The organism is Gilvimarinus chinensis DSM 19667 (assembly GCF_000377745.1).
Taxonomy (GTDB): domain Bacteria; phylum Pseudomonadota; class Gammaproteobacteria; order Pseudomonadales; family Cellvibrionaceae; genus Gilvimarinus; species Gilvimarinus chinensis.
The window spans coordinates 110,506-131,176 of sequence record NZ_KB898709.1 but is presented as its reverse complement, the minus strand read 5'-3'; the positions used below and the strand labels follow the sequence as shown (position 1 = coordinate 131,176).

General features: G+C 50.7%; 18 protein-coding genes. 10 read left to right on the top strand and 8 right to left on the bottom strand.

The window, feature by feature from the left end; translation table 11 throughout:
* The first annotated feature begins 29 nt into the window (after positions 1–29).
* The gene (locus tag D568_RS0112115) at positions 30–905 is read left to right on the top strand and encodes a glycosyltransferase family 9 protein (RefSeq protein WP_020209871.1); all 876 of its coding nucleotides are present in this window, start codon (positions 30–32) and stop codon (positions 903–905) included.
* On the opposite strand, the gene D568_RS0112110 is transcribed toward D568_RS0112115, so the two are convergent.
* The 6 genes from D568_RS0112110 to D568_RS0112085 form a co-directional block, all read right to left on the bottom strand.
* Positions 902–1,579, bottom strand: a complete 678-nt coding sequence (locus D568_RS0112110; protein WP_020209870.1) for a hypothetical protein — start codon at positions 1,577–1,579, stop codon at positions 902–904. The two genes, D568_RS0112115 and D568_RS0112110, sit on opposite strands and share 4 nt — an antisense overlap.
* A gap of 73 nt (positions 1,580–1,652) precedes the next feature.
* On the bottom strand, positions 1,653–2,027 hold the full coding sequence (locus D568_RS0112105) for a gamma-butyrobetaine hydroxylase family protein (protein WP_020209869.1): 375 nt from the start codon (positions 2,025–2,027) through the stop codon (positions 1,653–1,655).
* A gap of 8 nt (positions 2,028–2,035) precedes the next feature.
* On the bottom strand, positions 2,036–3,352 hold the full coding sequence (hslU, locus tag D568_RS0112100) for an ATP-dependent protease ATPase subunit HslU (RefSeq protein WP_026287023.1): 1,317 nt from the start codon (positions 3,350–3,352) through the stop codon (positions 2,036–2,038).
* 14 nt (positions 3,353–3,366) lie between these two features.
* Positions 3,367–3,906, bottom strand: coding sequence for an ATP-dependent protease subunit HslV (gene hslV, locus D568_RS0112095; RefSeq protein ID WP_020209867.1), 540 nt, complete (start codon positions 3,904–3,906; stop codon positions 3,367–3,369).
* Positions 3,907–4,051: 145 nt separating this feature from the next.
* Positions 4,052–4,639, bottom strand: coding sequence for an SPOR domain-containing protein (locus D568_RS0112090; RefSeq protein ID WP_020209866.1), 588 nt, complete (start codon positions 4,637–4,639; stop codon positions 4,052–4,054).
* A gap of 62 nt (positions 4,640–4,701) precedes the next feature.
* Complete coding sequence (locus D568_RS0112085; RefSeq protein WP_020209865.1) at positions 4,702–6,900, bottom strand: primosomal protein N'; 2,199 nt, start codon at positions 6,898–6,900, stop codon at positions 4,702–4,704.
* Positions 6,901–7,134: 234 nt separating this feature from the next.
* Between D568_RS0112085 and rpmE the strand changes: the two genes are divergently transcribed.
* On the top strand, positions 7,135–7,356 hold the full coding sequence (rpmE, locus tag D568_RS0112080; protein WP_020209864.1) for a 50S ribosomal protein L31: 222 nt from the start codon (positions 7,135–7,137) through the stop codon (positions 7,354–7,356).
* Between the two features lie 92 nt (positions 7,357–7,448).
* Here the strand turns inward: rpmE and D568_RS0112075 are convergent, their stop codons facing one another.
* The gene (locus tag D568_RS0112075) at positions 7,449–9,881 is read right to left on the bottom strand and encodes a penicillin-binding protein 1A (RefSeq protein WP_020209863.1); all 2,433 of its coding nucleotides are present in this window, start codon (positions 9,879–9,881) and stop codon (positions 7,449–7,451) included.
* Between the two features lie 155 nt (positions 9,882–10,036).
* On the opposite strand from D568_RS0112075, the gene D568_RS0112070 reads away from it, so the two are divergent.
* The 8 genes from D568_RS0112070 to D568_RS0112035 all read left to right on the top strand — a co-directional run bounded on the left by D568_RS0112070 (position 10,037) and on the right by D568_RS0112035 (position 18,145).
* Complete coding sequence (locus tag D568_RS0112070) at positions 10,037–11,104, top strand: pilus assembly protein PilM (RefSeq protein WP_020209862.1); 1,068 nt, start codon at positions 10,037–10,039, stop codon at positions 11,102–11,104.
* Positions 11,104–11,685: a PilN domain-containing protein gene (locus D568_RS0112065; protein WP_020209861.1), complete on the top strand. Its 582-nt coding sequence runs from the start codon at positions 11,104–11,106 to the stop codon at positions 11,683–11,685. Before D568_RS0112070 ends, D568_RS0112065 begins: the two co-directional genes overlap by 1 nt.
* Positions 11,685–12,296 carry a type IV pilus inner membrane component PilO gene (locus D568_RS0112060; RefSeq protein WP_020209860.1) on the top strand — a complete coding sequence of 204 codons (612 nt, stop codon included), beginning with the start codon at positions 11,685–11,687 and terminating at the stop codon, positions 12,294–12,296. The genes D568_RS0112065 and D568_RS0112060 overlap by 1 nt, the downstream gene beginning before the upstream one ends.
* On the top strand, positions 12,286–12,816 hold the full coding sequence (locus D568_RS0112055; RefSeq protein WP_020209859.1) for a pilus assembly protein PilP: 531 nt from the start codon (positions 12,286–12,288) through the stop codon (positions 12,814–12,816). The genes D568_RS0112060 and D568_RS0112055 overlap by 11 nt, the downstream gene beginning before the upstream one ends.
* Before the next feature lie 36 nt (positions 12,817–12,852).
* A complete protein-coding gene (locus D568_RS0112050; RefSeq protein WP_026287021.1) occupies positions 12,853–14,964 on the top strand; it encodes a type IV pilus secretin PilQ in 2,112 nt (703 codons plus the stop codon).
* A 3-nt stretch (positions 14,965–14,967) separates the two neighbouring features.
* Positions 14,968–15,477, top strand: a complete 510-nt coding sequence (gene aroK, locus D568_RS0112045; protein WP_020209857.1) for a shikimate kinase AroK — start codon at positions 14,968–14,970, stop codon at positions 15,475–15,477.
* 85 nt (positions 15,478–15,562) lie between these two features.
* A complete protein-coding gene (gene aroB / locus D568_RS0112040) occupies positions 15,563–16,648 on the top strand; it encodes a 3-dehydroquinate synthase (protein ID WP_026287020.1) in 1,086 nt (361 codons plus the stop codon).
* A gap of 18 nt (positions 16,649–16,666) precedes the next feature.
* The gene (locus tag D568_RS0112035) at positions 16,667–18,145 is read left to right on the top strand and encodes an SPOR domain-containing protein (RefSeq protein ID WP_020209855.1); all 1,479 of its coding nucleotides are present in this window, start codon (positions 16,667–16,669) and stop codon (positions 18,143–18,145) included.
* Between the two features lie 81 nt (positions 18,146–18,226).
* Here the strand turns inward: D568_RS0112035 and D568_RS0112030 are convergent, their stop codons facing one another.
* Positions 18,227–20,242 carry an Ig-like domain-containing protein gene (locus D568_RS0112030; RefSeq protein ID WP_020209854.1) on the bottom strand — a complete coding sequence of 672 codons (2,016 nt, stop codon included), beginning with the start codon at positions 20,240–20,242 and terminating at the stop codon, positions 18,227–18,229.
* Between the last annotated feature and the right edge of the window lie 429 nt (positions 20,243–20,671).

Genomic DNA, 20,671 nt, shown 5'->3' with positions numbered 1-20,671 from the left:
CATTGCTCAAAAGGACTGAGTAGCTCTTTATGCCTAAGAAAATTGCTTTAATTTTGAGTGACCGTCTCGGCGATTCGCTGATCGGTATGGTGGCGGCTAATAATTTAGTGGCCCAAGGTAACAATGTGGTGGTTTTCAATACCTATATTCACTCGTTAAAAGCTTATTTCGAGCAGTTTCAGGTACAACCTTCTCCCACTGAAAACTTGCAGAAAGATCAGGTGTTTTGGAATCAGTTCGATCGAGTTGTCGTGATGTTCGATAGGCCTTTCGTTGCTTTGCTCAGAAAGGCTCAAGTGCCTGTCGAGGTTATGAGTGATGCAAAACTCTTTAAGGCTAAGCGCTCTATGGTAAGTATTCAGGCCGAGTATTGCGCAAATTTCTGGGGTGTCAAGAACCCTACGCAGCGCAACGGTATGGTGGTGCCGACTTCTAAGGCTGATAACTCAAAAGTGGTTGCCATACACCCTACCTCAGCTGATTCCTTTAAAGAGTGGCCTAAGCAGAAATTTATTGCACTGGCGAATCGGCTAAAAGATAGCGGATTTAAACCAATATTTATTTTGGCTCCATTTGAAGTTCGGGATTGGGTGGGTTTACCTGAAGACATGATAGTAAGTAAACCTGACTTGGCTGAAGTGGCTGAGTTCTTAACGAGTTGTGACTATTTTATCGGTTCAGATTCGGGAATCGGCCACTTGGCCTCAAGCATCGGCTTGCCTACTGTCTCATTGTGTATTCGCGCCGGCACGGCACGTATGTGGGCTCCGGCTTGGGAAAAAAATGAGGCAGTGCTGGCTCCGGCCTGGTTATTCTGCCGCCCGCTGAAAGATAAGTTTTGGAAACAGGCGCTTACTGTTTCCCGAGTGTTAAAAGCATTTAACCGGATCACCCACGGCAGCTAGTTTTTTTTGCGTATAGATGCTGGATGATAAACCCGATAATAAGCAAAAAACGCCAGAATAAAACACAGTGGCACGCCCAGCTCTAGTACTTCCTCGGTGATGGTGGTGAGTACTTCTTGGTGCTCGGAAAAAGCAATGTTGAGAGTGGCAAGCTTTCTCGCAATGCCGTCCAGCAAACGTGCCAATACCAACATGCCGCAGCCAAATCCGGTTATCAGCGATACGGCTTCAAAACGCCATACGCTAAACCACAGCGGCTTGGTGTAGCGTCGAACCATGATTATAAGCAGCCATAAAACCCCGATGATGACGGCTAACGAAATGCCTTTTTCCAGCCATGAAACATCGGCGGAGCGAAAGGTTTGGCTTTTAAATATACCGAAGGTAGAGAGGCGTTTATCCAGATCCAGCTCGCGCATGCCCAGCAAAGTGAGTGCGAGTATCAGCGGGTAATGGTGCTTTATAACATGCCGGCCACCCACAACGGCCATTAATGCCGCGCAGAGGAAATACCCGAGCGCAGAGGAAAAATCTATAAGGCCGCCTTCTTGAGCCGCTGCTTGCGCGGCTTCATCACCTGCACCGATATAGTAGATGATAATAGCCACTAAAGCTGCCAGCAGAAGAGCGAGGCGAACCAGGTAGCGAATGGGTTGGGCGGGAACGTCCGGCATGCAGATTACGCTTAGAAAAATGAATGTAGCGCCGCATTATAGCGGATCGACGGCGTAAAAAGCGAAGTAACCGCTACTTAAGCCGGATTACCGAGGTGTGAGGGTCGCGACTGAGTCCTGCTTTCTCCAGTGCGTCTGTGTACTGCTGCCAATAGCTTTGCTGGTTGTCTGTAAAATCTTTAAGCTGCTGCCAAGTGTATATGCCCGAGTCGTGGCCATCGCTGAACGTGAGCCGTATGGCATAGTTGCCTACCGGCTCTATGCTCGTGATAGCAACGTTGTTCTTGCCATGCTGAAGGATGGCCTGCCCCGGGCCGTGGCCTTTCACTTCGGCGCTGGGGGAGTACACCCGCAAAAACTCTGCGCTCAAGCGGTGGGAGTCTGCACCGAACTGGATTTCCAGTTCGGCGGTGTCCCGGTGCAGTTTGATTTTGCGGGGTGCCTGCATAACGGGTTTTACAAAATATACCGGCTCAGATCTTCGTTTTGTGCCAGTTCGCCTAAATGTTTTTCCACATAGTCGGCATCGATCACAAAACGGCTGTCGGCACTGCCCGCATCAAAGGATATGTCTTCAAGCAAGCGTTCAAGTAGTGTATGTAAACGGCGTGCGCCAATGTTCTCGGTGCGCTCGTTAACCTCAAACGCTGTCTCGGCAATGCGACGAATTCCCTCTTTGGTAAATTCAATATCTACCCCTTCGGTTTGTAGCAGGGCGTGATGTTGCTCAGTAAGAGAAGCTGAAGGTTCGGTGAGAATTCGCTCAAAATCATCGGGTGTCAAAGCGCTGAGCTCCACGCGAATCGGTAGCCGGCCCTGCAGTTCGGGTATCAAGTCTGAAGGCTTGGATAAATGAAACGCCCCCGAGGAGATAAAGAGAATGTGGTCGGTTTTGACCATGCCGTGTTTCGTGCTTACCGTGCAGCCTTCAATTAACGGCAGTAAATCGCGTTGCACGCCTTCACGGGACACGTCGGCACCGCCACTTTCACCGCGTTTTGCGACTTTGTCGATTTCATCCAGAAATACGATGCCGTTTTGTTCGACTGATTCAATGGCCAGGCTCTTAATGTCGTCATGATTTACAAGCTTGGCGGCTTCTTCTTCCTGAAGTGTTTTCAGCGCCTGTTTAACGGTCATTTTACTGGTCTGGGTTTTGCCGTTGGACATGGACGAAAACATGTTTTGCAGCTGGCTGGTCATTTCTTCCATGCCAGGGGGTGCCATTATTTCAACGCCTACTGGTGTGGCGGACACATCCACTTCGATTTCTTTATCGTCCAGGTCTCCCTCGCGAAGCTTTTTGCGAAAAACCTGACGCGTATTCGCGCCTGATTCGCTATCGGTTTCGCCGCGGGCTTTGGGCAACAAGGCATTTAACACGCGTTCTTCGGCGGCTTCGGCTGCGCGTACTTCAACACGCTTCATGGCCTGTTCACGCTGCATTTTAATGGCGCTTTCTACCAGGTCGCGAATAATGGATTCCACATCACGACCCACATAGCCAACTTCGGTAAATTTAGTGGCTTCCACCTTAATAAAAGGTGCCTTGGCAAGCTTGGCCAGGCGGCGGGCGATTTCGGTTTTGCCCACCCCGGTTGGGCCGATCATTAAAATGTTTTTTGGGGTGATTTCACCGCGCAAGTCGGAATTCACTTGCATGCGACGCCAGCGGTTGCGTAACGCGATAGCGACGGCACGCTTGGCATCGTGTTGGCCGACGATAAAACGGTCGAGTTCGTGCACGATTTCTCGTGGGGTCATGCTGGACATAAAGTTACTCGCAATCAGTAATCCAGAGATTCAATGGTCTGGTTGTGGTTGGTATAAATGCAAACGTCGCCTGCGATGGACAGCCCTTTCTCGACGATAGTTTTTGCATCCAGCTCGGTGTTATCTAACAGGGCGCGGGCCGCCGATTGGGCGAATGCGCCACCGGAGCCAATCGCTATCAGATCGTCTTCTGGCTGAATGACATCGCCATTGCCGGTAATGATCAGCGAGGCTTCTTTGTCCGCTACCGCAAGTAGAGCTTCCAAGCGGCGCAGCGAGCGTTCGGTGCGCCAGTCTTTGGCAAGCTCGACTGCCGCGCGGGTAAGCTGGCCACCGTAGGCTTCGAGCTTGGCTTCAAAGCGCTCAAAAAGGGTGAAGGCATCGGCAGTGCCGCCGGCGAAACCCGCTAAAACCTGATCTTTATACAGGCGTCTTACCTTACGGGCGTTGCCTTTCATAATGGTGTTGCCCAGTGAGACCTGGCCGTCGCCACCAATGACAACAGTATTGCCACGGCGCACGGAGAGAATGGTGGTACCTCGGTACTGTTCCACTGTGTATCCTTTGCTGTCGGTAATTGGATAGGGTGCTAGGAGAGTAGCGCCACGAGTAACTTCACGGTGGGGGCAAGTTTTCAGAATTCAAGCGGAAATGGGTGGTCGCGTTAGGGGGCAATGGCTATGCCCCCTCCAAATTGGATTAACCGCCTGGCTTGCGTTTCAGTACAAGCGCGTTATAGCGGTTGGACACTAGCGTTGAACGGGCTTTGGCTAAGCGCGATTGATTGTCAAACGGCCCTACCACCACTCGGTGCCAGAGTTCACCATTGCGAATAGTGACATCCTCAGTGCGCGCATCAAGATTCAGTAAAATTAATTGCGCTCGCAGCTTGTCGGCATCCTCCGCTTTGCGAAATGAGCCTACTTGCAATAAGTACTCTACCGCGGGCTCTTGTTTGACGGTTTGTCCTGTTTCTACCGGTTCGGTGGCGGGAACAATCACTTCACTTTCTTGCAGCAGTTTATAGAAGTCAAACCGTGGCTTGGGAAGGTCGGGCTTTTCTTTTTCGGTTTCGGGTTCAGGTTGAGATACCTTGGCCTGAGGGACAGGTGCCGGGGCGGCGGGGGATGCCTGTTGGCTGGGCGATAACCCGGCCAAGTAAACCAAAAACATAATAAAAGCACCCAGCATTGAGCCGATAAAAAGCCATACCCACCAGGGAACCTGGGGCTTGGGTGCGGCTTTTTTCGCCGCAGGGCGCTTTTTCTTGGCGTAATCTCGGGTCATGGTGGGCGCTCTTGCAAAAGCGGGTATTTTACGGGCAGTCGGATCCAGGCTGCAATTGTTACTCAGCCCATATCTTGAGGATCAACGTCGATTGACCAGCGCAGATGACGAGGCGGTTTGAGGTTAGCGATGTAGTGTGTCAGGTGCTGAAGATGCGAGTTGAGTGCTCCGCGACTGTTTGATTTTAACTGAATCAAGTAGCGGAAGCGTTTACCGCGTTTCTCCATCAGCGCGGGCATGGGGCCGAGTACCTGCAGTGCTGGGTTAGCCGGTAGGCTATCGCTGTACATTCGCAATTGTTGCAGAAAATGCTGAGCCTGCTCTGCACTGGGGGCGTCTGCTCGAAGCATGGCTAAATGGCCGAAAGGAGGCATTTGGGTGATCTCCCGCTCGGTCATTATTGCGGTCGCAAAATGCTGGTAATTTTGTTCGACTAATAAACCGAGCAGTGGGTGGTCCGGGTTGCGCGTCTGCAAAATGACTTCGCCGGGCTTTTCGGCGCGCCCCGCTCGGCCTGCGACCTGAGTAATGAGCTGCCCCATACGCTCTGGGCCACGAAAGTCGGCGCTCAATAAACCGCTATCTACATCCAAAATAAGCGCTAAGGTGACGTCGGGAAAATGATGGCCTTTGGCGATCATTTGTGTTCCGACAAGCACGCAGGGAGCGCCTTTTTTGATGCTGGCTAGCTTGCTTTCAAGTGAGTTTTTATGGCGGGTGGAGTCGCGGTCTATTCGGATAATGTCGGTGCCGGGCAGCTCATGGGATAAAAACGCTTCACTGCGTTCGGTTCCTGCGCCTATCGCAATTAACCTGTGACTGTTACAGCTTGGGCAGCGCGACTGTACTGAGCACTGGTAGTCACAGTGGTGGCAGTGCAGATGTCTGGGTTGTTGATGTAACGTAAGGCGTGCATCGCAGTTGGGGCAAAGCACTTGAGTACCGCAGTCGTGACACTGCAAGGTAGGGGCGTATCCGCGACGATTTATAAATACCAGTACTTGGTTGCCTGCACTGAGATGTTGGCGGATGGCTTGGAGGCTTATATCCGTAATATTCCGGTCCGGAGGGCACAGGGAGCTGTCGACGATTTGTATTGCCGGGGCGGCTTGCTGATTGGCTCGCTGGCGCAATAATAAATGAACAAAACGGTTGGTTTGGGCGTTGTGTAGCGATTCAAGTGCCGGTGTGGCGCTGCCGAGTATGACCGGGATGTTTAGGTTCTTAGCCCGAAGACATGCCAAATCCCGGGCCGAATAGCGAAACCCGTCCTGCTGCTTAAAAGAGATGTCGTGTTCTTCATCTACGATGATCAAACCCGGATGGCGTAATGGTGTGAATATCGCCGAGCGGGTCCCGATGATGATACGGGCTCTGCCATCAGACGCTTTCACCCATGCGTTGAGTCGCTCACGGTCTGTTAAGCCAGAGTGCAGGGTGACGATTTCCTGCTGAAAACGGCGTTCAAAACGGCGAATTGTTTGCGGGGTTAATCCAATCTCAGGCACTAGCACTAACGTTTGGGAGAGAGGATTAAGTTCAAAAGAGCGCGCGATGGCTTGCAGGTAAACCTCAGTTTTGCCACTACCGGTAATTCCATCAAGCAAATAGGTGTTGTAGCTCCCCAATTGAATACGATCAAGCGCTTGTTGTTGCTCAGTGTTTAGGGGGAGTGGTGGTTGAATTGGGCGTAAACGTTCAGGGCTTGAGCTGGGTTCAATAAGGTTGCGTTCGGTCAGGCGTTTAAGAGTGTCACGGGTAAAGCCAAGAGATTTGAGTTCTTCCCACTTGCAGGAGCCCTGCTTCCTTAGGTGGAGGACGAGTTCCGCTTGGCGAGGCGCCTTGGGTAACGGTGCGTCGGGCAGTCCCTGCCCCTCCGCAGTCAGCTGCCAGTAGCACTCGTTAGAATCCTGCTGATACCTGGGAGGTTCTCCCTGGCGTAAAAGGCTGGGTAAAGCCGCTTGCATGGCTTCGCCTAATGGGCAGTGATAGTAATTCGCAGCCCAGCGAAGCAGCTGGATCACATCCTCAGGTATAACTGGCGAAGAATCTAAAAGCTCCTTCGCAGGTTTAATGTCTGCGTCGTCAATTTTGCCGCTGGCTGTCTTAGACATAACAATGCCGATCAGCTCACGCCCTGCAAAAGGGACTCGAATACGGGCCCCGACGCTGGCATCAGAAGTGGCGATAGGTAAGTGGTAGTCGAAGAGCTGCCGCAAGGGTACTGGCAAGGCGACTTGTACACTGTTGGAGTAGGGCATCTGAGGCTGACACTAACGCTTAAGTGGCTAATAATCTTACGTTAATTGGGGCTAGAACTCATCGGTTAAAGTTGGCGGGGCCGTTGCGGCTAAAAAATGCACATTCCCCTTGATTTGGGGTGTGGCTGTGGTAGTATCGCGGCCCCGAAATTGCGATAACCCGCGATACCGTGCCAGGCAAAGAGGCTTTGACCTTGTGTTCAGGTGGCGGTATACACAACATAGGCTAAGATCATGCAAGCTGATATCCATCCAAATTATACCGACGTGACTGCGAGCTGCAGCTGCGGAAATCAAATCAAAACTCGTTCTACTCTGGGCGAAGACTTCCACATTGACGTCTGCTCTGAGTGCCACCCGTTCTTTACTGGTAAGCAGAAAGTTGTTGATACCGGTGGTCGTATTGATCGCTTTAACAAGCGTTTTGGCGGTCGTATCGGCGGCGCTAAAAAGTAAGACAGAGTGCGTTGAGGGGATCTCTCTCAGGCCAACAAAAAAGCCCGTCTTTATGACGGGCTTTTTTGTTGGCAATTATTGTTTTCTCTTACTTAAAAAAGTTCTTCAGGAATCATTTGCGAGCTTTTGTCTTCTGCTCTGGTTCCAGAGCCTTGCAGTGGTGGAATATTGTCCTCACGGAATATTTCGAATATTGCGTCTGGGTCATTCGGGCCAGCACGTTTGCCGGTTTCCGGGTCTATACGCACTGTAACAATACCGCTGGGTCTTTTGCTGGGCTTCTCGGGTTTGTCTGCCAAGGCTGCGCGCATATAGTCAATCCAGATGGGTAGCGCTGCGGAGCCGCCGTATTCGTTGTTGCCGAGCGGCGTGTTGTTATCGAAGCCGAGCCAGGTCACTGTGACAATGTCGGGGCTGTAGCCCGCAAACCAGGCATCACGTGGGCCGTTTGTGGTGCCTGTTTTTCCTGCAATATCACCTCGCTCCAGTACTCGTGCCCGTTTCCCTGTGCCCCGAGCAATGACATCACGGAGCATAGAGTCGGCAATAAAAGCGGTTTGCGCATCCAGAATACGTGGTGCTTTCATGGGGGCTGGGGTAGGAGTTGTTGGGGCTGAGTTTGTGGCAAGCAACTCTTCTAAGGTGTTGGCCTCAGTATTGGTTTTATCCATTTCAGTATCGCATTCACGGCATACAGTAGCCGGGTTTGCCTTAAAAGGAAGCTCTCCGTCTACCGTTTCAATGCGCTCTATAAGGTAGGGGGCGACTTTATAGCCACCGTTAGCAAAGACAGCGTAACCTTCAGCTAATTTGAGGGGGGTTACGTCGTGGCTGCCCAAAGCTAATGAGAGATCGTAAGGCATTGCATCTGCGTCAAAGCCATACCTGGCTAAGCTCTCATGCGCCGTTTTCATGCCCAGCGTGCGTAAAATTCGGATTGAAACCAAGTTTCGTGATCGATAGAGGGCGGTTCGCATTCTCATGGGGCCTAGGAACTTCCCGCCATCGTTCTCAGGTCTCCATGTGCCTTCAAGGCTCGCATCTTCAATGACGATGGGCGCGTCGTTAATGATTGTGGCGGGCGTAAAACCGTTTTCTAGAGCGGTGGTGTAAATAAAAGGTTTAAAAGATGAGCCTGGCTGTCGAGTCGCTTGTGTGACTCTGTTGAAGTGGCTTTGGTTGAAGTCGAAGCCTCCAACCATGGAAACAATAGCGCCATTCTCAGGGGAGAGAGAAATAAGAGCTGCTTCTGCTGCGGGTAATTGGCTCAGCTGCCATCCTGCGGCGGATTGGCGCAGGCGAATTAAATCGCCAGCAGAGAGCACGTCGGCTGCTGTGGACGGCTTTTTGCCCCGGTAGTTCTCGTTAAGATAAGGCCGTGCATCGGACAGCCCCTGCTCCCAGCTTAATGTCACAGTGCTGCCGTCGCGCAGTAATACCTCGGCCGACTGCTCTTCTACTTGGGTCACCACGGCGGGTTCAAGGCCGCCGTAAGCAGGGATATTTTTCACTTGCTCGAGCCATGCAGTTGGGTCGGTGTTGGCAAAGCTCTGCTCAGGGCCGCGATAGCCATGGCGCTGATCGTAAGTAACAACACCCTGAGTCACCGCTTTTTGGGCGACTTCTTGTAAGTGAGCGTTTACTGTGGTGTAGATGTTGTAGCCGTCCGTGTAGGCGCTTTGGCCAAAACGATCAATGGCCTCTTGGCGAGCCATTTCTGCAACATAGGGGGCGTATAGTTCTGGTGTAAGTCCATGGTAGCGGGCGGTAATTGGCTCAGCTGTTGTGCTGCGCCAAGTGTTCTGGTCAATGTGGCCTAGCTCGTACATCCGTCCGAGAATCCAGTTTCGACGAATTAAAGCACGCGAAGGGTTTGCCAAAGGGTTGTAAGCGGACGGCGCTTTGGGTAAGCCGGCAATCATGGCCCACTGAGCTAAGTTTAAATCGCCAATATCTTTGCCATAGTAGACATTAGCCGCCGCTTGTATGCCGTATGCTCTATTTCCAAAATAGATTTTGTTGTTGTAAAGCTCGAGGATTTCGGCTTTGCTGAGTTCTCTCTCTATTTGCAGGGCGAGCAAGATTTCGTTGAATTTACGGGCAAAAGTCTGGTTAAAGGTCAGGAAGAAGTTCCTTGCGACCTGCATGGTGATCGTGCTGCCGCCCGACTGGATTTGCCCTGTTTGCAATAATTGTGACGCTGCTCGCAAAAGTCCTTTAATAGAGACGCCGTTATGGCCGTAGAATTGTGCATCCTCTGCGGAAAGTAGAGCTTTTATGTATAAGGGCGGGATTTCGTTATAGCTGATAGGGGTTCGTCGCTGCTCACCAAACTCGCCTATCAGCTTATTATCGCTAGAGTAAATGCGCAGGGGCGTTTGCAGTTTTACTTGCCTTAGTGTCTGAACTTCGGGCAATTTGGGGTCGAGATATAGGTATAGGCCGGCAAATGTGATGGCTGTCACGCCGCATCCGGCTGCGATTAACCATAAAAGCACTTTGATAAAAGAATATTTTTTAAGCATTTTTTCTATGGGAATTAGAGGGTTAGCAACACTTGCCGTAAGAGGTGTGCATTATACGGGGTTTTTATCGGTTTACATACGTGTGTACTTGTTGCAGGCTTAAGTTAAAGTGCTATAACATAAACGACAGCTAAGTTACGGATATAGATAGAAAAATGGGCATTTTCGGATTCTTGGATAAAAAGACCAAGCCGGTGCTGGGGGTCGATATAAGCTCTACTTCAGTCAAGCTTCTGGAGTTGAGCCGTAATGGGGATCGCTACCGTGTAGAAACTTATGCGGTGAGACCTCTACCTCCCAACTCTGTGGTCGAAAAAAACATAAATGACCCGGGCGCAGTGGCGGAAGTTATTCGCACTCTGGTGAAACAGTCAAAAACCAAGTTGAGGCAGGCGGCTGTATCGGTAGCGGGGTCTGCGGTCATCACCAAGGTTATTGAGCAGCCCGTAGGCTTAAGTGATGACGACCTGGAAAATCGTATTTACTTAGAAGCCGACCAGTACATTCCTTTTGACACAGACGAAGTGTCCATTGACTTCGAGGTGGTTGGAGAGTCTCCAAACGATCCTGAGATGGTCGAGGTGTTGCTGGCCGCGTGTCGGACCGAGAACGTGGATTCTCGGGTAGAGGCACTTCAGGGGGCTGGCCTAGAAGAAAAAGTGGTCGACGTTGAAGCGTATGCCATGGAGCGAGCTTTTGAGTTGGTGCTAGAGCAGCTCGAAGATCAGGACAATCAAGTGGTGGCGGTGCTTGATGTGGGTGCAACAATGACCACATTAAGTGTCTTGGTCGATGGCCGTACTATCTATACGCGTGAACAGCTGTTTGGGGGGCGCCAGCTCACCGAAGAAATACAGCGGCGCTATGGATTATCGATGGAGGAAGCCGGGCTTGCGAAAAAGCAAGGTGGTTTGCCTGATGATTATCACTCAGAAGTGCTTGAGCCATTCAAAGAAGCGGTGGTGCAGCAAATCACCCGCTCACTTCAATTTTTCTTTTCCTCCAGTGAATACAATGATGTTGACTATATCGTTTTGGCTGGCGGTGTAGCTTCCATGCAGGGGCTTGCTGAATTAATCGAGGAGAAGCTAGGTACACAGACATTGGTGGCAAATCCTTTTGCAAATATGTCGGTTGCATCCAGGGTGAATGCGGCGGCTCTTGCCAATGATGCCCCATCGCTGATGGTGGCAACAGGGCTGGCGATGAGGAGCTTTGACTAATGGCTAATATAAACCTTCTCCCTTGGCGGGTTACTTACCGCGAAGAAAAGAAAAAAGAGTTCATCGCCATAATGTTTGGCGTCTTTTTGGTGGCCTGTGTATTGGCTTTTTTCTGGATCTCTCAGGCGAATGGGCGAGTGGAGCACCAGAATCAGCGGAATCAAATGCTGCAAAGTGAAATCGCTGAGCTGGATAAAAAAGTTGCAGAGATCAAAGATTTGCAAAAAAAGCGTGAAGAGCTTTTGGAGCTAATGGAGTTGATTCGCAGTTTGGAAGGCACTCGTTCGGTGATTGTTCACCACTTCGATGAGTTGGTTCGAGCTATTCCGGACGGTGTGTACTTAACTTCATTAGAGAGAGTTGGAGAAACCGTAAGCATGGAGGGCTTGGCGGAATCCAATAATCGAGTGTCTAGTTTTATGAGGAATCTGGATTCCTCGCCTTGGTACGACTCCCCTAACTTGTCTTCCGTGGAGGTGGCTCCAGGAGCCGGAGGGCAGGCGAATGCTTTTTCGATGACCGTTAAAACGGTAGTCGCAAAAGCGGCTGATGTAGAGTCAGACAATGAGGGGGCAGAGTAATGGCTTTTAAAGATACCATTGCGGCGGTTCGTGAATTCGACTACGAAGACCCAAATAAACTGGGTGTTTGGCCGCTGCCAACTAAAATTCTTGTGTGTTTGTTTATCGTGGCTGCGGTATTGGCGGCTACTTATTATTTTAAAGTTAAATCGATCAATGAACTGCTAGTGCGTGAGCAGGCCGAAGAGCGCACCCTGCGTCAAACCTTTGAAACTCGAAGTGCTCAGGCGGCAAACCTGGCGGCATATCGGGCGCAAATGGAAGAGATGCAGCGCTCCTTTGAATCATTACTGGCACGCTTACCTTCCGACAACGAGGTGCCTGGGCTGCTGGATGACATCGATGCGCGCAGCGTAGAAAGCGGGTTGAGTGATTTGAGCTTGGAGCTTCAAGACCCGCGGGACGCTGAATATTATGTGGAGCTTCCTATTAATATCACCGTGAAAGGTGGGTATCACGATTTCGGGGGGTTTGTGAGCGGTGTGGCGGGTATGCCACGGATCGTGACTTTACATGATTTCTCCATTAAGCAGTCCAAAGAGGGCGGAGATTTGCTGATGGAGATTGGGGCCAAAACCTACCATTATCAAGGAGGTGGGGATGATGAATAATAAGACCCCACTATTGCTAGCTGCTTTATTGCTGAGCGGCTGTGGCGCTGGCGGTGACTTGGGTGATCTGCGTGATTACATCGAAGAGACCAAGCGACGTCCCGGCAAGCAAATTGAGCCGCTTCCGGTGTTTAGGCCTTTGCCTCCTTTTAGTTATTCGGCCATGACGCTGCGCAGCCCTTTCGAGCGTCCTGTTGAAGAGCTGGCAAGCGTTAAGGGCGGTAAATCTGTTGAGCCAGATTTAAGCAGGCCTAAAGAGTATTTAGAGAACTTTAGTATCACAAATATGCTGATGGTCGGCACGGTTGAGCAGAACGGTTCCCTGTGGGCGTTGATAGATACCGGGCCAGGCAGTCAGAGAAGTGTCGAGCCAGTGACGGTAGGCAATTACATGGGCCGAAATCACGGCAAAATTATATCGGCATCACCGACTCAAATTGAGGTGATGGAAATCGTATCCGATGGCGACGATGGCTGGGTTGAGCGTCCTCGTATTATTAAATTACAAGAAAAGGAATAGGCGGTCATGCGTGCTTTGTTCTTTATGGGGTGGAAAATGAGAAAAACACTCGTGTTGCTAGTAGTCTCCCTGCTGTCGTGTCATGTAGGGGCGACAAGCCTAGACGATATCCGGTTCGCAGAACTGCCTAATCAGCGCTTTGAAGTGCGTCTTACGTTTAGTGAGGCCCCTCCCGAGCCGCAGGGTTATACGATTGAATCACCGGCGCGCATTGTGCTGGACTTTCCTGACGTCGTGAGTGAGCTGAAAGAGCGGCGCTACCCCTTGGCGTTTGATAACGGCAAAAGCGCGATGGTGCTGACATCCGGTGATCGCACTCGACTGATTTTGAATCTTGAGAACTTATCAACCTATAAGTCGAGTGTTGATGGTAATGCGTATGTCGTTGAGGTAGGCGCTAACGATCCAGGCGTTATTACACAAAACACCACCAGTCAGACAGCCAAAGCAGTCAGTGCTACACCATCTGCAAGCTCCGCCGCCAAGTCAATTCAGGCTATTGACTTCCGTCGTGGTGAAAGCGGTGAAGGGCGCATTATTGTCGACCTGTCGAACAGCAGTATCCGGGCTGATATGCGTGATACTGCCGAAGGTGTGCGGGTGCGTTTCAGTAACACTCAATTACCTGCTGAGCTGCGTCGCCGTTTGGATGTGATTGATTTCGCAACGCCCGTTAGCATTGTTTCTGCCGATAGCGATGACGGTGATGTGGTGCTGAATATTAAGGCACAAGGGGAGTTTGATTACCTGGCCTATCAAACTAACAATCGCTATATCGTCAGCGTTAAGCCCCTGACGGCGGCCGAGAAAGCGCAGAAAGAACGCGAATTTGAATATACAGGCGCGCGCTTGTCATTCAATTTCCAAGATATTGAAGTTCGCGCTGTGCTACAGATTATTGCCGACTTCACGGAGCTGAACTTAGTGGCCTCAGATACAGTCCAGGGCCGTATTACCCTGCGCCTGGATAATGTGCCGTGGGATCAAGCGTTGGACATGGTGCTTAAAACCAAAGGCTTGGATAAGCGTCAGGTGGGTAATGTGTTGATGGTGGCTCCTGCTGCAGAAATTGCAGAGCGGGAGCGTCAAGAGCTTTCAACTAAGCGCCAACTTGAAGAGCTGGCACCGCTGCGCACCGAATACATTCGTATCAGCTATGCTAACGCGCAAGAAGTTTTCGAGATTGCCATGGGTGGTGAAAGTGGTAATCGCAGCAATAATAGCCAGGGTGCGAACTACACTCTGCTGTCTGAGCGCGGACATGCAGTAGTGGATAGCCGTACCAACTCAATTATTGTGACAGATACCGTCGACCGTGTAGAAGCGTTCAAAACGTTGTTGCAAGAAATTGATGTGCCTATCAAACAGGTAATGATTGAGGCGCGTTTGGTTATTGCCAATAAAGATTTCCGCGAGGAATTGGGAGTGCGCTGGGGTGGTGTTGGTGCCAGCCTGGGTGATGATGCCCTGTTTGAAGTGGGTGGGTCAGTTGATGGTTTAGACTCGGACCCTGGCAGCCCGTTTGATTTTATCTACGGCGGCGGCACCATGGATTTGAACGAAAACATGATGGTCGATATGGGTATTCAAAACCCAGTAGGCAGCATCGCTTTTGGCTTGTTAACCGACAACACCTTCCTTGATCTTGAATTGTCGGCCATGGAGTACAATGGGTACGCAGAAATCGTGTCTCAGCCGAAGGTTATTACTGGTGATAAGCAGCAGGCTAAAATTTCAACGGGTAGTGAAATCCCCTATCAAGAGGCTTCTGCTAGTGGTGCGACCGCAGCTTCATTCAAAGAGGTAGTGCTGGAGCTGGACGTTACGCCACAGATTACCCCAGACAACAACATCATCATGGATCTGGCGATCAAAAAAGACCTTTTAGCTGAAATTAACCAAGAGTTTGGCGTTCCTATTATTGATATAACCAGGGTTAATACCAAAGTTTTGGTCAGCGATGGGCAAACCATTGTGTTGGGTGGTATTTTTGAAATGCAGCAGCTTAACGGTGTGGATAAAGTGCCTTTCCTTGGGGATATTCCATACCTTGGTCGTCTATTTCGACGCGATATCGTGAATAGTGAAAAAAGTGAGTTGTTAGTCTTCATTACTCCTCGCATTATGGCTAATGAGCTGACTGAATAAAGAATGATTAAGCAACATGTTTTTCTTGTCGGCCCCATGGGGGTCGGCAAGTCTACCATCGGCCGTTTGCTGGCTTCAGAGTTACAACTTCCTTTTGTCGATACAGATCGCTTGATTGAATCCAGAACCGGGGCTGATATTCCCTGGATTTTTGATATGGAAGGCGAAGAGGGATTCCGAGACAGGGAGACGGCAGTTCTGATGGAGCTGTGCGAGGGCGAGGTTTCAGTGATCGCCACTGGAGGAGGAATTGTTACTCGAGAGCAAAATTGCCAGCTTATGCAGGAGCATGGCTGCGTTTGTTACTTAAATGCTTCTGTGGAACAACTTGTAGAGCGAACCTCTCGTGACCGTAAGCGCCCTTTGCTACAGGTAGAAAACCCTAGGCAAAAAATTGTGGAAATATTGACTCAGCGTGAGCCTATTTACCGTTCTATTGCGCGAGTTGTTATTAATACCGATCGATTTAGCCCTAAAGCGGCTGTGCAGGAAATTGTCGATGCTCTCCTGTAGTGGGTATTTCGCCGCCTGCTAACGCTTTGCCCCGTAGGTGCCTGTGGTAAACTCGCCTCAGTGTGTAACAACGGTGCAAGAAATGATGAACAGTTTACAGGTAGAGCTCGAAGAGCGTAGTTATCCTATCTATATTGGCGAGGGGCTGCTCTGCTCTGAGCATTTAAAACCACATATTCATGGTCGACAAGTTTGTATTGTTACCAATGACACTATCGCCCCCCTTTACTTGCAGGGTTTGTTGGATGCTTTGCCCGGCGAAGATTTTCGAGTCGAGACTGTAGTCCTCCCTGATGGCGAGAAGCATAAAAACCTAGAAACTTTAAATTTGATTTTTGATGGCCTGCTGCAGGCGCGCTTTAATCGGCAGTGCACTCTTATAGCCCTTGGTGGTGGTGTGGTCGGAGATATGGCTGGATTTGCGGCTGCTTGTTATCAGAGGGGGGTCAACTTCATTCAGGTTCCGACAACGTTATTATCCATGGTTGATTCGTCGGTGGGCGGCAAGACAGGCGTTAATCATGCCTTGGGAAAAAACATGATTGGAGCCTTTTATCAGCCTCAAGCTGTGCTGGCCGATGTGTCTGTATTGCGAAGCTTGCCAGAGCGGGAGTTGGCAGCAGGTGTGGCTGAAGTCATCAAATATGGATTGATTTGCGATGCCAGCTTCTTTCTATGGTTAGAAGAAAATATCGATAAAGTCATGGCTAAAGAGGCTGAAGCGCTAGCCTACTGCGTCGTCCGCTCCTGTGAAAGCAAGGCTAAAGTGGTGGCTCAAGATGAGCGTGAGGGTGGAATACGCGCGATTTTAAATTTAGGGCACACTTTTGGCCATGCTATCGAAACCGCGCAAGGTTATGGCAATTGGCTCCATGGGGAGGCCGTGGCCGCTGGGATGATGATGGCTGTGGACTTGTCGCACCGAATGGGGAATGTTCCAGTAAGTTTGGTGGAGCGTACACGCAATCTTTTGCAGGCAGCTAATTTACCCACCCAGTCTCCAAGTGGTATGACGAATGAGGAGTTCCTTGAGTTGATGGCTGTCGATAAGAAAGCGATGGACGGGGGATTGCGTTTAGTTTTGCTTGAAGAGTTGGGGCGGGCGATAGTAACGGCAGATTTTGATGCGCAGTTGCTTGAGCAGACGCTTACCCACTCACGCAGCACATAAATCACTACGGGGGCCTGGATGAGTGAACCGAGCTATTTTGCCATACTGGGATTGGATGCTGATCCCTTCATAGAGGCGCCTGCGGCCGAGTTGTGGGAAGGGCTCGATGCTCTTTCAGTAGAAGTGCTGCACACAGTCGAATTTGTTGCTCCGTTAGTGGTGATTACTGGTGAGGAGGGTTCGGGTAAAACCTCTTTGGCTTATGAGTTGTACAATCGTCTTGCCCTATCACGGGAGACTGTCTTTTTTGCTGCCCGAGAGTCTGAAGGCGGTGCTTTACTCAGAAAAATAGCCGATTTTTTAAATCTGCCACTCCACTCAGATGCCAGTGCTGGAGAGCTTCTGGTGCAAATTCGTTCTGCTTTGGCAGAAGGCCAATTGTATGTAGTGGTTGATGATGCGGACTTTCTGGGTGACGAGACGCTGGCACCTTTAATGAGTTTGCTGCAGTCGGCGCAAGAGTTACCACCTATTCGCTTAGTGCTACTAGGGCGTAAGGACATTACTCCAAAGCTTGATGGCTATGGAATGCCGGATGTGTCTGTTCAGGATTATGAATTGCCACAGGTTGGGCTGGATGAGTCGGTTTCTTTGTTGCAAAGGCGTATGGAGGACGCTGGTTACGAGGGCGAGCCGCTCTATAATCGTTCCTTGGTGGAACCCTGGTGGAGATCTTCTGCGGGTAATTTGAATAGCTTACTGGGGCAGGCGAAATTTTGGCTTCAAGATTATGCTCTGGCCGACGAAGAAAATGTTCCGGCGGCAGAGAGCGCGAGCCAATCTGTGCCTAAGCTCCCTGTTATACATATCTTTGCGGTAGCCGGCTTGGTTACGGCTTTGGGTATGGTGTATCTATATAGCGGTAGCTCCGATGAGGAGGCAGCAGAAAAAAATAAGTCGCTAAAAATTCCGTCTTCGGTGGAAGTGGGATCCGCCTCCTCGAAAACAGCTGCGTGGGCCGAGGCGTCTTCTGGGTTTGCAGGTGAACAGGCTGCTTTTCCGGCAGAAGCTAAAAGTATTTCTGAAGCAGAGGCTGTTGACCCTGATGTTCAGGTCAATAAGGGATTAGAGGCGGATTTGATTGAGGCCGGTTCCTCCTCAATATTGTCGACATCGACATCGACATCGACATCGACATCGACATCGACATCGACATCGTCATCGTCAGTGCCGAAGAGCGTTCGGCCTGCCCATACTTCGTTTACCGAGGATGAGCTCGAAATACTTGCTTGGCCTGAGGGTTCCTACACATTACAAGTGTTGGGTGTAAGTACTCTTTCGTCAGCGCAAAAGTACCGAAACTCCCAAGCTAATGTTGATCAATTGCGAATCTATAGCTCTGTCCGGTCGGGTAAACCGTGGTATGTGGTGTTGGCGGGGCGTTATCCATCAAGAGCTGCGGCGCAGGAGGCCGTTAGGGGGTTGCCTGTTGTTCAGCGTGAGGCTAAGCCTTGGGTGCGTGGTGTGAGGGATGTTCACAAAGAGCTGCAGAAATAATCACTCTGACAAGGAAGGTTGAAAGAAGTAGAAGAGTAAAAAAGCCCGGTCGATTTGACCGGGCTTTTTGGTTGTGGCTAATTATTCGGATTCAGGAATCTCAGAAAACACTCTCACACCATTGGAGCCGTATTTAATACTCCCGTCTCCCGGGGTTGGCACTTCTATTTCAACAAACACTGCACCGCTGGCGGCTTCAGAGTCGTCGGCTGAGATAAATAGCGTGATGTAGCTGTATTCCGAAGAGGCGCTTACTTCGCCGTTAGGGAATACTTCTGCTTCGACACCGTTTGCTAGATCGGCATTCACGGAAATCTCTGTGCCGCCAGGTATCCCGTTACCATTACAGTCTGCCAGCATGAGTTTGAAGCTTTTGGTTTCGCCTGGCTCAAAGGTAACGGTTTCAGTGGGTTCTCCGGGTAAGCGTCCGTCATTGGTATAGAGGGGGGCGTCGCAAGACATAACCAGTAAGTGTTCAGCTCTTACCAATACGGCGTCGCGTGTGCACGCACCGGCAGCGGCATCTTCTTCGCGACACAATACGCCATTGTACAGGCCGTCACCTGGTTCGTAGCTGTTGCTGTCGCCGGCGTTGACGGTCGCTATTTCTTCGCCGGCGTTATAACGCCCGTCAAAGTTGCGATCAACATATGGCGAGCCGAGGTCGTCACAGCCAAAGGCTTCTGAGGTAGAGCCGGAATCAGCATGAGAAGCTGAGCCGGATACCGGCTCTGAGCGCCGGCAGTTTCTGATGCGTGCAGCAGTGTCGCCTTCGGGGCTATCAGCGGTATAAAAAACGTCTACCTCGGGGTCGTACATGCCGTTATTGTTAGCATCGATAAAAGACTCATTACCGATGGTGGTGGCAAGAATCTTTACCCGGCCGTTACGGCAGTGGCTTGCGCCATTATTGCACTGTAAATATGGTGTGTGATCGTGGTTGTTAGGCTCTTCAATTATCGAAAAGCTTTGATCGGCTTCGGGTTTGGGGCTTTGGCTTTGCCAGGTAACGCTGCATGACCCACTAACGCCTTCGTCCTCTTCTGTGCTGGTGCCGGTCAGGCAGCTCGAGCCAATTGCACCACCCACAGTAGTAAAATAAATAGGAGTGCCATCGGGCACGGGGTTATTAAAAGCGTCCGCCGCGTTTACGGTGATTTGAGAGGTGACGTTATTGTATCGCCATGCGATTGGATGGTTGTCACTACCGGCAATGGACATACTGTTTTGGTCGGGCAGGCCGGTGGATACAACCAGTTGAGACGATTGCGTGGAAATCCCGCCTTCAGTGGTGGCGGTTACTCTAACCGCCCCAGGGACTGAGCCAGATTGAACAGTGGTGTAAACCAGGCCGTCTACGTCCGATACGCCGGTGTCGTTGACCAAAGAGAGGCCGCCACTGGAGCTGTTGAGTTTAAAGTCAACGTGTATGCCCTTGACTGGTGCGCCTGTGCTACCACGTACCTTAAAGGTTAGTGTTGAGGTTTCATTGCCCCCGGTGCCTTTTAGGCCGATTGCTGTAGGGGATGCTTCTACAAAGGTCAGGCTTTGTACGGTATCTGCGGCAATTTCTATAGCCCCATTTGCGCTGATGACGGAACCGCCATAAGTGGTGGTGGCTGAGATGGGGTCGGTGCCGACACATCCGTTTGCTGTATATCGAATCGTGGCTTGACCATTGGTGGTTTGAACAATGTCAGTTGGGCAGTCCGATTCGCAAATCTCCCCGGACTGCGGGCTTAACAAAGATTCTCCGGCTGCAATACAGGGAGAGCTGAAAGTGACAGCTACTGAGTCGGTAATAAGTGCTCCATTATTAACAACGTTTACAGTAAGTAAGGTGTTGCCGCCTGCGGATAGCACTGCATCGCCAATTCCTACGCCAATGACACCGGGCTGAAAATCTGCGCCAGAGCCAGAGCCTATCTCGGCTAAATCGTTGGCGGCGCTGCTGCTACTGCCCGTGCCTCCACCGCCATTATTAATGTTGTCTAGAGTAGTGCCGCTACTGCCGCCACCGCAGGCCGTAAGACCGGCACATAGAGCAATAAGCCCTGCAAGTTTTGACGCATGAGACCCGAGTGTGATTATCCGCATATCTATGGTCCTGAATTTATCGGAATTGTCATTGTTATTTGCCTTGCGGCCGCTAGCGAAAGCTTCCCCCAAGGGCCTTGGATGTGCAGGCAAATGTCGCATTTCTGTATAGAAACTGCGCGCTTGCTGCCTAAATTAGCGTAAATCGTTAGCGGGATAAAGGTCTTAAGTGGTGAAAATGAGGAATAGTGGCACATTTTTACAATTTCTTTTAATTTCAGGCTCTTGTTGTGTGTTTTGATTGTAATTTCTCATACGTTTAAACGTCCCCGCGGGCTCGCTTACTCGTGATGTGTGTTGCTTTTTTATTCCATGACGCCTAGTCTGTGAGCTTCCGTGATTCAGCTTGATTTCGCTTGTTAGCCCGCTACCACTAAGGCCCAAAGGCTCGCTTTTGCTTGCCTAAAGAGGCGCTAGCGGGTAATATTC